Source organism: Pseudomonas sp. 8_5_2 (assembly GCF_059295255.1).
Window position 1 is genome coordinate 2,440,686 of the sequence record NZ_CM181238.1, and the last position, 14,648, is coordinate 2,455,333.

The following is a 14,648-nucleotide window of genomic DNA, read 5'->3' on the forward strand; positions in this document are numbered from 1 at the left end:
CTTCCTCTCTTCGCCCTGCTGACGCTGACTATCGGTCAACATCAGGAGTTTTTGCATGTCGAATTTCCGTGGTATCTGGATCGCCTTGGTCACGCCATTGCGCGGCAATGAAGTCGACTTTGTCGCGCTGGAAAAGCTGGTGAACAAGCTGCTCGAAGACGGCGTCTCCGGTTTTGTGGTGTGCGGTACCACGGGGGAAGCGGCCGCGCTGTCCAAGGCCGAGCAGCTGGCCGTGCTGGATGCCGTGCTGGCCTGGGTGGAGCCGGGCAGGGTGGTGATGGGCCTGTCGGGGTATAACCTGGGTGAACAGCTGGCCTTCCAGGCGCAAATCCAGCAGCGCCAGATCGGCGGGCTGCTGGTGCCCGCACCGTGCTACATCCGCCCGTCGCAGGCCGGCATCGAGGGCTTTTTCAACACGGTGGCGGATGCCGCCAGCGTACCGCTGATCGTCTACGACATCCCTTACCGCACCGGCGTGCGCATCGAGCGGGAAACCCTGCGCCGTATCGTGCGCCACCCCCGCATTGCCGCCGTCAAGGATTGCAGCGGCGACAGCGAAACCACCCTGGCCCTGATCGAGGACGGCCACGCCCAGGTGCTGGCTGGCGAAGACCTGCAGATCTTCAACAACCTGTGCCTGGGCGGTGCAGGGGCCATTTCGGCTTCGGCGCAGGTGCGCGCAGACCTGTATGTACGCATGCTGCAGCAGGTCGAAGGTGGCAACTGGCTGGCCGCGCGCGGCACGTTCTATCAGATTCTGCCGTGGATCAGGTTGGCCTTCGCCGAGCCCAATCCGGCGGTGATCAAGGCGGCCTTGCACCTGCAAGACTTGATCAGTGACGAGCTGCGCGAGCCCATGCAGGCCTGCACGCCATTCACCCGGGGCAAGCTGCAGGCCGTGCTGGATTCGCTCGGTGCTTGAAGCGACCAGGGCAGGCAACGCCGCTTCTACAGGCATGGCCACGTTGCAACAAATGAGCAGCCTTGTGCTGCGAAGCGCCGCGCGGGCGGCGCCCGGTCTCATAGGCGCTGCATTTCTTGCGCCCAGCACTCGTCAGCCCTGATGCGCCCCAAAGCCAGCCCCGATCAATCTTGTCATTTGCCCAAGCTTAGGGCAGGGTCCTTAACACGGACATCTCTGCCAAGGAGTCACCCATGTCAAAGCTCTATCCCAGTATTGACCCTGAGGGGCTGGTCGAGTACTCGGTGGTCTACACCGACCGCTCGCTCAACCACATGTCGCAGGCATTTCAAGGCGTGATGAAGAACATCTCCACGACCCTGAAACAGGTCTACAACGCCCAGGCTGTTGCGGTAGTGCCGGGCAGCGGTACATTTGGCATGGAAGCGGTGGCGCGGCAGTTTGCCACCGGCCAGCAATGCCTGGTGATCCGCAACGGCTGGTTCAGCTATCGCTGGAGCCAGATCCTCGAAACGGGCAACATCCCGGCGGCCACCACCGTACTTAAAGCCCGGCCGGTCGAAAGCGGTCGCCAGGCTGCCTACGCGCCACCCCCGCTGGACGAAGTGCTGGCGGCCATTCAGGCGCACCGGCCGCAAATTGTCTTCGCCCCCCACGTTGAAACCTCATCCGGGATCATCCTGCCCGACGCTTACCTGCGCGCTGTCGGCGATGCCGTGCACGCGGTGGGGGGCTTGTTCGTGCTCGACTGCATCGCCTCGGGAACCGTCTGGGTCGATATGCACAAGTGCGCAGTCGACCTGCTGATCAGCGCACCCCAGAAAGGCTGGAGCGCATCCCCTTGCTGCGCCCTGGTGATGCTCAGTACCTTGGCTGTCGAGCGCATCGGGCATACGCAAAGCAGCAGCTTTGCCTGCGACCTGAAAAAGTGGCTGCAGATCATGCAGGCCTATGAACAGGGCGGGCATGCCTACCACGCCACAATGCCCAGCGATTCTCTGGCACGGTTCAACGAAGTGATGAACGAGATGCAGGCCTACGGGTTCGACAAGCTGCGCAGCGAACAACAGCTGCTGGGCGACCGGGTGCGCGCCATGTTGACCGGCAAAGGCATCAACAGTGTCGCCGCCGCCGGCTTCCAGGCCCCGGGCGTGGTGGTCAGCTACACCGATGATGCCGACATCAAGAGCGGTAGGAAATTTGTCGAGCATGGCCTGCAGATAGCGGCGGGTGTGCCGTTGCAGTGTGATGAGCCGGCCGATTTCCAGACCTTCCGCATCGGGCTGTTCGGCCTCGAAAAGCTGCACAACATCGAGCGTACGGTCAGCACCCTTGAGCAGGCTCTGGACGAAGTGATGGCGCCTTAGGCTGTTCACCATCTTTGGGATCAAGCGCCGCGCGGGCGGCGCTTGATCCCATGGGCGCTGAGTCTTGTCCCGGCGGCAAATAGTGTGGTGTTTCAGAAGTACCACTGAAAAATCACTTGCCCAGCGCTCGTGCTGTACGAGCGACTGAGGCGAGAATATCTTCTACCTTGTTATGCCACCGAAACGGTTTCGGACTCTGGTTGTAAGTTTCCAGATAATTCTCAATCGAAGCTTCAATGCTGGCGAGTGTGTCGGAGAACTGTTAGTCGGGTGCTTTGAAGACCTGGGGCCCTATTGCCTGCCCCAGATTGTGCGTCGGATGCAGGAAGCCTGCCAAGATCACTTGTCGACATGCGCGATGGCAGTTTCGATTACGTTGGCGGTGAGGGCGCGATAGAGCTGGCCATCACCTACGACTTGGGTTTTTCGTCGAACACGCAGTGCGGTGGCATGGTTTAACGAGCGACCGTCGTTTGCATCCGAATGACCAATGGGTAGGGTGCCCGCGCAGCCTGGATAGGTAGAATGAGTCTGCATCCGTGAAGAGGCAGGGAAGAACTAATCCTGGCTGTTTCCGAGGCCCTGCTATCCAGAGCCCCGGACTCTCTAAGTTGGTCGAAAATTACCACTCTTGACCGGCGGGCAGCGCCCGCGCCTGTGCGCGTATTTAAACTTTTCGCGCCATCATTCAATGCCTTTTCAAAATCTTTCCAAAAGATAATATTGCTTAGAGCTTGGTAGTTCCAAATACCGGCGCATATATCCAGCGTGTTTTGTCAAGTCCTTGACTTGAGATCGTGCTTGATGCCGGGGTTCATCAATGAAGCTGGTGAAACCTTTTAAGGGGAGTTCGGTTTTTAGCAATTGGTCTTGCAGATATTGAAGGTTGAATACGTCCGTGTTGTTTAGTCTTCCGTCGTTTCTATAATCTACTTTTTGCCCTTTGGAGATTGCGTCGAAATAATCCAGATACCTACTCATGGAATGTTTGTCTGCCCAAACGTCCATTTGATTTATAGAGGCGGCATTTTGCAAGTCCCCTGGCGATAGGTGGTTCACTATGTTGTCAAATATTTCTGGATACATGGGCTCTATTTCCGTTAAAAATCTGAAGGCGCCCCTTTGTTGTTCTTGCCTACTAGGCACAGGACTAACGGTAGTTATAGGCTCGGCGTTAACCCTGGAATGCGCTATGTCTGACCGGTTACGTCGCCCCCCAAAAAAGCCCTTGATTCTACTCCATAGGCTAACCGTTCCTGTCGGGTCGACACGGTTGACTGGATCTCCGGAGCAATAGGCGTACGTGTTTACCCCGCCGGCTCCAAAAGGGCTGAAACGATCTGGGCTGGTAAATCTCATCAATAGAGGGCTGTACTCACGATGACCGTTTCCCAAATGATATAAATTTGCCAGGGGATTGAGCAATGCTCCGTTAAAGCCAATCTTGAAAGTGCGTTGAGAAGGCAGTTTGCTATGGCCGTAGACGGTATAGTTGGTAAATGTGGTGAGAGAAGTATGTCGGCAGTCTGGTTTCATGGCTGTTCTTCTTGGGGTCTAAAGGGTGGGGTGTATTGGTTTTTCATTTGGCGGTTCAAATGCTTTTGTTTTTAGGGTGCAGCCTTAAGTGGTGATTCATAAGGTTTGATTAGTGTTTGATATGGGGGTTGCGGACCCCGCTTGGAAACATGCCTTTTAAGTCCCACCTCCGAATCTGCATCGCGGTTGAGGTGTTGGTCAACTGGCAGAATTACCAGTTTCTGCACCAAAGAAATGCCGCAAACACAGCATGGAACAAGCTAGTGTGGTGTTTCAGAAATACCACTGAAAATTTGGCATAGCTCGGTAGAGCCCTACTCTTCAAGCGTTGTGTATCGACATGGGCCGACCAGCGACTGTCACTACCCTATCTGAAACTGAAAGTGCGGAGCCGCTACGCCGTGTCCAGCTCCGCAAAGGCGCCCAAGATGCACGTCTGCGGGCCGAAATAATCCGCGCTTGTGCAGCCGGCGATTCTGGCAATGACATTGCTCAGCGCTTGGGTACCACCAAGGATCGTATCGCGGTGGCGGCAACGTTTCGCTGAATTGGGATTGTTGGGTTTGAACGATGAACCCCGCTCTGGCCCGCCACGCACGATCTCGGTTGAGCAGGTTCAGCAAGTAGTCAATCAGGTATTCCAAGGTAAGCCCGACGATTCCAGCCACTCGAGTACTCGCCGCATGAGCCGCGAGACAGGCCTTTCTCCTGCCAGCGTCATGCGTATCTGGCACGCGTTCGGGATCAAGCCGCATCTGGAAAAAACCTTCAAGCGTTCCACCGATCCGTTGTTTTTCGAAAAGGTTCACGACATCGTCGGGCTGTACTTGAATCCCGGGTCATCGATTGCGTACCAGTCCTCGTCGCTTGGCTTGAAGAACGTCGAGCTTTGCCAGTAGGCATTGCCGCCCACGGTGAACTTGCGGCGCCGGCGAATCCAGCCCTGCAGCCATTGGCTGTGGTCGCGATACAGGGCATGCATGTCATCCTGCCGGGAGATGCGGGCGGCAGCGGGTAGGGCACCTGGATCTTCCTGATTATAAGTGCGGATAAGAATTGATCGCAATTATAGTGATATCAAGGTGCTTTGCAATGTTGTCAGGTTCAACGGATAGGTGCCGAGTACGTGCCCCGGTAAGACCTGATGCTTTGTGTAAACAGCATCAGGTCCAGCATGCCTTACAGCCCCAGTTCAGTCAGGCCTGGGTGATCGTCTGGTCGGCGACCCAGTGGCCAGTGGAACTTGCGCTCGCTTTCCTTGATAGGCATATCGTTGATGCAGGCGAACCGGCGGTGCATCAAGCCATCCGCTTCGAATTCCCAGTTTTCATTGCCATAGGAGCGGAACCAGTTACCCGAATCGTCGTGCCACTCGTAGGCGTAACGGACGGCGATGCGGTTGTCGGTGAAGGCCCAGAGCTCTTTGATCAGCCGGTAGTCCAGCTCTTTTTTCCACTTGCGAGTGAGGAATGCCTGGGCCTCTTCGCGATTGGTGGCAAACTCGGCACGGTTACGCCATTGGGTATCCAGCGTGTAGGCGAGCGCAACTTTTTCGGGAGCGCGGGAATTCCAACCATCCTCAGCAAGTCGGACTTTTTCAATCGCTGATTCGCGAGTGAAGGGAGGAAGTGGCGGGCGAGCTTGTTCGTTGGGCATGAGGGTGCCTCCAATCATGTGGATCGTTCAGTGGAGTTAGCATTTCGTGCAACTTCAAGCGCGTGTGCGCTGTACTTCTTTTTTGAGCAAAATTTCGGCGACTTCTTTCGCGCTATCGATCGCGGTATAGTCGCCCATTATGCGGGCCACGGTTATCGTGCCCTCTATAAGCACGAACAATTGCCTGGCCAGAACAATCGGATCTGTGACGCCTAAATCGCTGGTCAGTTCGAGGGTATAGTCAAGCAGCTTTTGTTTATGCAGCTTTGCGATCTGTCGAATGGGATCGTTTGCGTCGCCAATCTCCCCGGCGGTGTTGATGAAAGCACATCCGCGAAAACCGTCAGACTCAAACCAACGCTTGAGCACATCAAAAATGCCCAGGATACGTTGTTGTGGAGTTTGCGCTTTTTCGCATTCACCACGAAACCACTGCATCCAGCGTACATCGCGTGCATTCAGCGCAGCTGCCGCTACATCGTCCTTGGTCGCAAAATAGCGATAAATACTTTTACGTGCTACACCCGAGGTCTTTACGAGGAGGTCCATGCCAGTGGCGTGAATCCCGTTTTCGTAAATCAGCTTCTCGGCAGTAGCCAGAATTTTTTCGCGTGTATCGGTCATTGGCTTATCCATGTGGCCAAGGTAGAACGATCGTTCTCCCTGGTCAAGCATTTGTTGAAATCTTGGCGGCTCAGGCACCCGGAAGATTGCCAGTACCCCCTGAAAGCCAGGCCTATCAAGCCATCCTCTTTCTACCAACCCTGCAGTAAACGCCTATACCACCGTCATCTTTGACAAAGTGACCTGGGCCCCCGGTTCGCAAATAGTCGGCCAGCACGCTCCCGCAGATGCGGCGCTGGCCTGGAGGTTGGTGATAAAGTTGCCGGAGCCGGCTTGTCTGGTAATGAACACGGTGACGGGGGTATCGAATGCTTTTCGTTGTGCTGCTCGGCGGTAAACATCCTCGGGCAAAAATAGAAGTGCACGACGTCGCTTTCGTCGTGGCCGACACGCTGGAGCAAGCCTACCCGGAGCTTCGTGACAGCTGGTTTGGCAGCCCCAAGGGCATGCACATCGACGCGTGGATGGCCATCGATGGTGTCGAGGGCTGGCGCGTGGAATTCAGCACCTTGGCGCCATTGCCGGATGCGCCTTGCCTTTACTTCATCAACCTGGGTGGCTACGAGTCACAGGCTTTCGGCGAAGCGCATCATTATCTGTTGGTCGTGGCCAGGGACAAGCGGGAGGCCAAGGCAAAAGGCAAGCGGCAGATCCTGCCGCATTGGGCTCAAGCCCACACCGATGCAGTGCTGGATGTTGATGACTGTTTGCCAATTGATCAGGTCGGCGGCCGATATGTGCATCTGGTCGAGGGGCCACATGCCGGGATCGTGCAGCGCAACGCTTACATCGTGCTTACCTAGGCTGGGCACCTGGGCACCTGGGCACCTGGGCACCTGGGCGAGTGGGGCAGGTGGGTGTCTGTTATCGACCCCATAGCAGACATTCAGATGGAAGCCCCAACCATCTATATATAGGCTGTGCGTTCTGAAATGGATTTCCAGGTAAGGGCAAGCGGCTTATGGCAAGTTCCGAAATTCACGAACGGTTGAACAACCGTCGATTCACCGTCGCCAACAACACCCACGGGCTATCGGGCAACGGAACGGTATTTCATTATCTCGTCGACGGTGGGGCCATCACCGGCACTTACCAAGGCGGCCGGATCCGCATGGGCTCTCAAGTGGGGCGGGTGACAGGCCGCAACACCATCGAGCTTCTTTATCACTGCATTACCACTGAGGATGAGATCCTCGCTGGCTGGTCGCGCGGTGAGATTGGCCTAGACCAACATGGCCGCACGACGCTTCACTTTGTTTGGGGATGGTTATCAGGTGCGACGGGTGGGGGCGAGTCTAGTTACGTCGAGCTTGCCGAATAGCTAGCCTATTGCAGAAGCAGCGATTCTCGAACGTTTGCAATGGGTCGATGCCGGTCAAAATTCTCTTCAAGGGAGTGTGAATTGTGCGGGCGGTCTGGAGCTATCTTCAGCATGCAGATATTTTCAACAATTGCTGCGCTGCACTTTATTTTGCCGTCAAGCAAAAAGGGTGGCAGCTGGACGTAGGTCGACGGACCGAGACTCCATGGCCGGCTCTGCTAGGATGACTCGCTCACCAGAACTTGAGCTACAGACGATCAACCACTAAAAGGAATTTCCATTGATCAAGCAATGTGTACTCGGTCTTGCAATCGCATCGATACTAACAGGCTGCGGCGAGGACAGAGAGAAGACCGCCCGCACCAAGATCGGCGCAATCAGCGTAGCGTTCGATGCCCGCCCGCAAGGCACCCCAAACGCCAGCGGTACCAGAACGCTGACCCGGCAAACCATCAACCAGTGCGTCGAACACCTGACCAAAACCAAGGCTGACTTCGACGTCATCCGCAAGGACTATGCCGACACCCAGGCAGTGCAGTCGATGGAGACCAAAGCGCTGTATGGAAAGGTGCGCGGCCAGCTGGCGACTTGTCAGCAGACGAAGGCTAAGTTGGACTATTGAGAGCTGACGCAACTCACTCAAAGGAATTGAGGACCGGATGCCATGAACGACATCAACAATGTGCAACGTTTGTATTCCATGGAAGGCGCAGCCCACCTGTACTCCAGCGACCCTGCAATACTCACCCCCGCAGATCTCTACAATGTGAAGCACGAGCCCGCACACCTTGCGGCGCTGCAGAACTGCAACATCTACCTCATCGTCCGCCGCCCCCGGGTGTACCTGCAGCCGGAGAGTTTCAGCCTCAGCGGCCGGACCGTAACCGGCAACTTCCTGGTTCGCCGTGCGCAGGGCATGGTGGCGGTGCCGTTTGTCTACGAAATTCCAAAAAGCTCCATCCCCGCAGATGTGCCGATCGTGGATGTCGCGATCGCGGTAAATGGCGCTGCGATGGTTGCTATCACACCCTGTGGCAAGCAGATGATGTCGGCTAGCGTGATCATCGCCGCATCGGAACATGAGCTTGCCGATGAAGACACCGCGATGGAGGTGCTTTACGTGGGGCAGGGGATTGGCCGAACCCGTGCGCGCACGGCGCTGGACAGGCTGCAATGCCACAGCACCCTGCAGAGGATCCTTGCCGACACGCTCACCAACTTCTACGAGCATGAGGTTTTGCTGTTGCTGTATCGCTTCGAGCACGGGCGCACTGTGGTCAGCAATGGCGGCGATTTCAACGTCGATGCCCAGACGGACGACCACGCCGACCTGGCACACTTCAAGCGCTTGCAGGGCGTGCGTCTGAAGCGTCATGAAGTTGTGTCGCTGGTCGAAGCGGGCCTTATCAATTACTTCAAGCCCTACTACAACAGTTTGCTCAAGGCGACGAGCTTCTCGGCGAAAAACAAGCTGAAGGTTCTCAGGCAATTGATGGCCAAGGGGCCGACCGGGTTGATTGTGGAGCTGTCGACCGTGAACCTGCGTTCGCGCATCGGCACGCTCCATGCCATACCGGTTGACCTTGCAGCTGCCTATCCGCCCGAGGTGCTTGATGGGCGCAACATTGATGATGAGCAAACGCGTGAGCGGTGGCGGGAAGAACTGAGAAGGGTCGCGCATACCCACATCGCAAAGTTTGCCCTGACCACAGCCGATGAGCGAGAGACTTTCATGCATGGGACGGTTTTTCTGGGGGATAGCGAGCGGGTTATGCTGTGAGCCGATGCTTCCGCCGATTGCTGCCTGATGCGGTTAGGCGCACGCATGGAACAGCCAAAGTGACGTTGTGATAGTCATTGACACGTGCGTTCAACGATGCCTTGGTTCCACTTAACTCACGGCCACCAGAGGCTACGATAGAGCCCCGAATCACCATCAACTGCCTGCTTCAATCAATCGCAGGCTTATGATAAGGAAGTCAAGAAAATGGATGTACTTTGCACCTCTCTGGACGAAGTCCGCCAAGGCATCGATGACATAGACCGCAGCCTCGTTTCGCTTCTCGCCAAACGGGGAAGGCTCGTCACGCAAGCGGCGGCCTTCAAGAAAACCTCCGATGATGTACGTGCGCCTGCACGGGTTGAGCAAGTAATAAGGAAGGTTCGTGAAATGGCTGACGAAAGCGGTGCCTCTGCTGAGGTCGTGGAGCAGGTGTACCGGGCGATGATTTCGGCATTCATCACTGAAGAACTGAGCACTCATGCGAAGCTGACCAACGAACCTTCAGCACCTTGATCACAACGCGGGGCTCATCGAAAGCCCCGCCGCTTTTGCTCGCCCACTAGCCCATTTATCAGTCGTGGCCGCTGGTACAGCATGACTTTGCCCAGTAAGCCTGCATGCTGGAATATTTTTTTATTTCCGGTCACGTACGTACAGTTCGGAAGAAGCGACTCAAAGTGCTCAGTGTATTTATGTGCGATGTAAAACAGCACGATAATAGACAAAATGATGGGCGCAAGGATCAACAGCGCAATCAATCCAGGGTCAACTGTATTCACTTTGATACCTCGCGAAATAAAAAATCACCCACCATCTCGCCTCCCAAGGGGCTGATTACATAATGACGTTCAACCCACCCTTGATCACTAGCAGGAACTGGAACTGCTTGAGGCCTTACCCTAATGGCCCAGATATATTTCAGTCGGAGTGGAGCTTTTTGCCCGACCCATTTGCCTTTGTTCCCAGCCGCCAGTTTTCACGGCGCCGCTTGAGGCGTTGATCAGGCCGCCAGTTTCGCAACCCGCTTGCCATCGCCGATCAGGATGTCTTCAAAAAACGCCCCCACCGGCTCGGTTGGGTGGCACAGCTGTATCTCCAGCACCCACACCACTTCGCTCGGGACGATTTCCACCTCGGCCAGTTTGTCCTGCCCATACAGCACATGCGGGAAATCGGCGATGCGGTGGCCGGCCAGGTTGCGTTCAAGCTGCCACCCTTTGGCCTGGGCGCTGCGTTCGGCGAAGTCATACAGCTCCCGTCCGGTCAGCCCGCGGCCCCAGGCCTGGCGGGTTTCGTCGAACACTTCATGCAGCGCCTTGACGCAGGCGTGGTGCAGGTCGTGCTCACCAAACACGAAGGTATCGCCATAGTCGCCTTCGTAGCCGTCCCATACCGGGCCAACGTCAACCACGACGATATCTGTGGTACGTAATACACGTTTCAAATCAACGCCTTGCCGAGGTGTACGGACCGTGTCGTCGCCAAAACGGATGTAGGTCGGGTGCCAGGTATGTGAAGCGCCCATGGCCTGCAAGGTGTGCGCGGCCATTTCCAGCGCCTGGGCGGTGGTCATGCCGACCTGCAGCTGGCTGGCGATGGCGGCGACTGCCCGTACCGACTGCTCGCGCGCCGCCAGCATGCCGTCCAGCGAGTAACGCGGGCCGACCTTTTCCAGCTCGGGGTGCAGTGCGCTGGATAAAGCAGCGGCCGCCGGCGAAGTGCCGCTGGAAACAAAAGCCTCGGCGACAAAACGATGGGGCTGCACGCCTGCTGCAAGGCACAGCTCGCGGGCCTGGCTGATCATCGTCGCGTTGCCGCAAGCATAAACCTGGATGTCGGACCAGCGGTGTGCCTGGGCCAGCGCCACCTGTTGCACGCGTGCCTCGGGCGAAAGTACCCGGTGCCAGCGGAAGTTGGGGTGCGTACGGCTGGCCTCGTCGAGAAAAGCGCAGTCATGGAAATCCGCCTGCGATGAACCGCCCCAGTACAGGGTGACCTGCGCATCACCCGCCAACGCCCTCAGCAGCAAGGGCTTGATGCCTGCGTAACCGGTGCCGGTGGCGAACAGCACCACCGGGAGCTGGTCATCATGCTGCCAGGTGCAGGCACCCACGGGGCCTTCGAGTTGCAGTGTGTCGCCTGCCTGCAGTGTGGGCAGCAGGTGATGCGTGAACAGGCCGCCACTGACCTTGCGGATGTAGAACACCAGCTGCCCCTGGTCCTGGGCTGGCAGGTTGGCGATGGAGAAACAGCGGCTGTCGCCGTTGTCGAGCAGGAACCTGACGTACTGGCCCGCCCGCACCTCCAGCGGCTGGGCAGGCTGCAGCACCAGTTCGACGATATCGGTGCTCAGTTCGCGCTGGGCAACCACCTGCGCCTGGGTTTGCAGTACGGGCGTTTCCAGGGACCACCCCGGGATCTCCAGGCGCATGTCACTGCAAGCGTGGCTCTGGCACAGCAGCATCTCGTCGTCGGCCAGTGGATAGCACGGCGCGGGCGCGTCTGCATCGCGTTGCCTGGGCTGGTACTGCCCAGCCACCACCTTGACCTTGCACGAGCCGCAGGCGCCGCGGCGGCAGGAGAAGGGCACCGGCAGGCCGCTGGCGAGCATGGCGTCGAGCAGCAGTTCCTGGCTGGCTTCAAAGGTTTTGCCCGAAGGCGACAATTCAATGACGTGGCGGCTTTGCATGAGCACCTCGGGGCAAATGGAGGTTTGATTGTTGCTATAGTCCAGGACCAGAAGAACCTCCAGTTTTGGATAATTCACATGGTCCAGCTTCGCAAATGGCCGCCGCTGCTCAAGCTCGATGGCGCGCAACCGCAGGCTTCGTACAGGCAGATCGTCGAGGGGCTGGTGGCCGCGATCAGCGAGGGCCGCCTGCGCCCTGGCACGCCATTGCCGGGCACGCGCGAGATGGCGCGGCTGCTCAACGTCAATCGCAAGACGGTGATCCTTGCCTATGAGGAAGCGCAGACCAAGGGCTGGCTGGAAACCGTGCAGCGCCGAGGTACCTTCGTCAGCCAGCAGCTGGCGGCTGGCACGCAGGTCGAACACAGTGTCGCGCAGCCCTTTGCCTTGGCGCTGCCAGAGGCGCCTGCCGTCGCCTACTTCGCCGCCAATGAACTGGCTGCCGCCCAGCAGGGGCGGCCAGGTGCGTTGTTCATCGACAACGGCGCCTGTGACCACCGCCTGCTACCCCAGGCCGTGCTGCATCGCTACTACCGCAATGCGTTGCGCAGCAGCTTTGCCAGCAACAGCGTGCGCCATGGCAGCGACTGCAGCAGCCGCTACCTGCGCACTGCGCTGGCCGACATGCTGCGGCACAATCGCGGCCTCAACGTTGGCGTCGAACATATCTGCCTGACCCAGGGCATGCAGATGTCGCTGCACCTGGTGGCCAGTGTGTTGCTCAAGCCGGGTGATGTGGTGCTGGTCGAGCGCCTGAGCTACCCGCCGGCGTGGGAGATTTTTCGTCAGCTGGGCGCTCGGCTGGTGACGGTGGAGCTGGACGATGAGGGCTGCCGGGTCGATCAGCTGGAGGCGATATGCCGGCTGCACCCGGTGCGAATGCTGTACATCACGCCCCATCACCAGTTCCCGACCACCGTCAGTCTGCCAGCCGGGCGCCGGCAGCGGTTGCTGGAGCTGGCGCGCCAGCATGACTTCTGTGTGGTCGAAGAAGACTACGACTATGAGTATCACGTCGTCGGGCGGCCCTATCTGCCGCTGGCCAGCGACCGCCAGCAGCGGCATGTGATCTACATCGGCTCGCTGTCCAAGGCCTTGGGCAGCACGTTCCGTTGCAGCTTTATCGTGGCGCCGGCAGAGGTGACGCAAGTGCTGGAGCGCAGGGCGACGCTGAACCTGGGGCAGGGCGATGCGGTGATGCAGCGGATGCTGGCCGAGCTGATCAATGATGGCGAGCTGAAAAAACACTTGCGCCGGGTCAACCGCGAGTACCGCCGGCGTCGGGAGACCCTGCTGGCTTGCCTGCGGGATGCGTTTGGCGAACAGATTACGGTACGCGAACCGGAGGGCGGGCTGGCCTTGTGGGTGCGGTTTGCCGACGCCATCGATGTGGACCGGCTGGTTCGCAAAGCGCAGGAGCTGGACCTGGTAGTGCGCAGTGGCCGGCAGTTTTCGCCGTTCGGGCATGCCGAGAACGCCTTGCGCCTGGGGTTTGCTTCGCTGGATGCGGATGAAATTCGCCGGGCCGTCCAGCGCTTGGCGCAGGCGGCCAGGGCGATGTAGTGCCGGGCTAGGCTTTGGTTTTGGGGTCTGCTGACATCCGCCACCAGCCTGACACTGACCTCGGTGTCCGCCTCGCCGAGCCTGGATGCACCAGAAAACCCCCAGCGCATTTCGCTGCAGGTCGAGGGCAGCGGGCCGGACGTTTTCGTCATGCTGGATCAGCCACATCCATTTGCGCTGCCGTGATCGACTTCCTCGGCCGATGAGGTTAGCCTCGGCGCAATGCTGCCAGCCCAGCCAATAGAAAATCCATCGCCATGACCTCAGGTTTTCCCGGGTTGCCCTCACTCAACGCGCTGCGCGTGTTCGAGGTGGTGGCGCGCCACTTGAACTTTCGCCTGGCGGCCGAGGAGCTCGGTGTCACCCAGGCCGCCGTTGCCCAGCAGGTTCGCGGGCTGGAAGCCGGCCTGGAGGTGCGCCTGTTCGAGCGCTTGCCGCGCGGGCTTGGCCTGACCGATGCCGGGCATGCCTACAGCACCAGTGTGCGCAGTGCCCTGGCGATGATCGACGAGGCCACACGGCTGCTGCGCCCGACACCTTCCCACCTCACCGTCAGCGTGACGCCGACCTTTGCCTCGAAATGGCTGATCCCCAGGCTAGGGCACTTTGCCGAGAGCCACCCTGATATCGACCTGCGGGTGCTGGCCACCGACCGGCTTTCGCACTTTCATACCGATGGGGTGGACCTGGCGGTGCGTTATGGTCAGCCACCATTTGCTGCCGGGTTGAACGCAGAGTTGTTGATGGAACCGCGTGTGGTGGCAGTGGCGAGCCCGGCACTGTTGGCCGGTATGGGCCGGCCGCAAGGCTTCGCCGCCCTGCAGCGCTATGTGGCGCTGCACGATGCGCACAATTTCTGGCCGTCATTCTGTGCAACGGTGTTCCCTGGTCACCCACCGCCCACCGCCAGGACCGTGCGCTTCAACCAGACCTCGCTGGCCATAGAAGCGGCCATTGGCGGCCAGGGCATCACCTTGGCCAGCCATGCCTTTGTCCGTGACGACATCGCGGTCGGCCGGCTGGTGCAGGTATTCCCCCAGCACCTGCAGCTGGACAAGGCGTTCTACCTGGTATGGCCACGTAAAGGCCAGCCCATTGCGGTGCTGGAAACGGTGAGGGCCTGGCTGAAGGCGCAAGTTGACGAAAGAAAATCTACTGGCTAGGCGAAGCCTGGCTGCCTCCCTCGG

14 protein-coding genes and 2 pseudogenes are annotated in these 14,648 nt (G+C 58.6%); 10 read left to right on the forward strand and 6 right to left on the reverse strand.

From position 1 onward, the window contains the following. Positions 1–55: 55 nt before the first annotated feature. Positions 56–922 (forward strand): 4-hydroxy-tetrahydrodipicolinate synthase, encoded by an 867-nt coding sequence (dapA, locus tag AC5O5R_RS11265; RefSeq protein WP_494515376.1) that lies wholly within the window; start codon positions 56–58, stop codon positions 920–922. 233 nt (positions 923–1,155) lie between these two features. Then, on the forward strand, positions 1,156–2,289 hold the full coding sequence (locus AC5O5R_RS11270) for a pyridoxal-phosphate-dependent aminotransferase family protein (RefSeq protein WP_172225651.1): 1,134 nt from the start codon (positions 1,156–1,158) through the stop codon (positions 2,287–2,289). A gap of 112 nt (positions 2,290–2,401) precedes the next feature. Here AC5O5R_RS11270 and AC5O5R_RS11275 read toward each other — a convergent pair. Next, positions 2,402–2,527 (reverse strand): annotated as a pseudogene (locus AC5O5R_RS11275) (IS630 family transposase); the annotation flags it as partial. Positions 2,528–2,988: 461 nt separating this feature from the next. Next, the gene (locus AC5O5R_RS11280; RefSeq protein WP_172225654.1) at positions 2,989–3,825 is read right to left on the reverse strand and encodes an RHS repeat-associated core domain-containing protein; all 837 of its coding nucleotides are present in this window, start codon (positions 3,823–3,825) and stop codon (positions 2,989–2,991) included. Positions 3,826–4,165: 340 nt separating this feature from the next. Between AC5O5R_RS11280 and AC5O5R_RS11285 the strand changes: the two are divergent. Beyond that, positions 4,166–4,661 (forward strand): annotated as a pseudogene (locus AC5O5R_RS11285) (helix-turn-helix domain-containing protein); the annotation flags it as partial. On the opposite strand, the gene AC5O5R_RS11290 reads toward AC5O5R_RS11285, so the two are convergent. The 3 genes from AC5O5R_RS11290 to AC5O5R_RS11300 form a co-directional block, all read right to left on the reverse strand. Continuing rightward, complete coding sequence (locus tag AC5O5R_RS11290; protein WP_256676239.1) at positions 4,631–4,807, reverse strand: hypothetical protein; 177 nt, start codon at positions 4,805–4,807, stop codon at positions 4,631–4,633. The pseudogene AC5O5R_RS11285 and the gene AC5O5R_RS11290 overlap by 31 nt on opposite strands. Positions 4,808–5,004: 197 nt before the next feature. Next, the gene (locus AC5O5R_RS11295) at positions 5,005–5,481 is read right to left on the reverse strand and encodes a nuclear transport factor 2 family protein (protein ID WP_172225656.1); all 477 of its coding nucleotides are present in this window, start codon (positions 5,479–5,481) and stop codon (positions 5,005–5,007) included. Between the two features lie 54 nt (positions 5,482–5,535). Next, positions 5,536–6,117 carry a TetR family transcriptional regulator gene (locus tag AC5O5R_RS11300; protein WP_172225680.1) on the reverse strand — a complete coding sequence of 194 codons (582 nt, stop codon included), beginning with the start codon at positions 6,115–6,117 and terminating at the stop codon, positions 5,536–5,538. 296 nt (positions 6,118–6,413) lie between these two features. Here AC5O5R_RS11300 and AC5O5R_RS11305 point away from each other — a divergent pair, with 296 nt between their 5' ends. The 5 genes from AC5O5R_RS11305 (at position 6,414) to AC5O5R_RS11325 (ending at position 9,722) form a co-directional block, all read left to right on the forward strand. Next, the gene (locus AC5O5R_RS11305) at positions 6,414–6,908 is read left to right on the forward strand and encodes a DUF1543 domain-containing protein (protein ID WP_172225659.1); all 495 of its coding nucleotides are present in this window, start codon (positions 6,414–6,416) and stop codon (positions 6,906–6,908) included. 158 nt (positions 6,909–7,066) lie between these two features. Further along, positions 7,067–7,426, forward strand: coding sequence for an avidin-fold protein (locus AC5O5R_RS11310; RefSeq protein WP_172225662.1), 360 nt, complete (start codon positions 7,067–7,069; stop codon positions 7,424–7,426). A 280-nt stretch (positions 7,427–7,706) separates the two neighbouring features. Continuing rightward, complete coding sequence (locus AC5O5R_RS11315) at positions 7,707–8,048, forward strand: hypothetical protein (RefSeq protein WP_172225665.1); 342 nt, start codon at positions 7,707–7,709, stop codon at positions 8,046–8,048. Positions 8,049–8,090: 42 nt separating this feature from the next. Beyond that, on the forward strand, positions 8,091–9,206 hold the full coding sequence (locus tag AC5O5R_RS11320) for a hypothetical protein (protein ID WP_172225668.1): 1,116 nt from the start codon (positions 8,091–8,093) through the stop codon (positions 9,204–9,206). A 207-nt stretch (positions 9,207–9,413) separates the two neighbouring features. Next, a complete protein-coding gene (locus AC5O5R_RS11325; protein WP_172225671.1) occupies positions 9,414–9,722 on the forward strand; it encodes a chorismate mutase in 309 nt (102 codons plus the stop codon). 487 nt (positions 9,723–10,209) lie between these two features. Here the strand turns inward: AC5O5R_RS11325 and AC5O5R_RS11330 are convergent, their stop codons facing one another. Then, positions 10,210–11,976, reverse strand: a complete 1,767-nt coding sequence (locus AC5O5R_RS11330; RefSeq protein ID WP_494515377.1) for a M24 family metallopeptidase — start codon at positions 11,974–11,976, stop codon at positions 10,210–10,212. Between AC5O5R_RS11330 and pdxR the strand changes: the two genes are divergently transcribed. Next, on the forward strand, positions 11,977–13,461 hold the full coding sequence (gene pdxR / locus AC5O5R_RS11335) for a MocR-like pyridoxine biosynthesis transcription factor PdxR (protein ID WP_494515378.1): 1,485 nt from the start codon (positions 11,977–11,979) through the stop codon (positions 13,459–13,461). Positions 13,462–13,718: 257 nt separating this feature from the next. Further along, positions 13,719–14,624 carry a LysR substrate-binding domain-containing protein gene (locus tag AC5O5R_RS11340; RefSeq protein ID WP_172227720.1) on the forward strand — a complete coding sequence of 302 codons (906 nt, stop codon included), beginning with the start codon at positions 13,719–13,721 and terminating at the stop codon, positions 14,622–14,624. Positions 14,625–14,648: the final 24 nt, after the last annotated feature.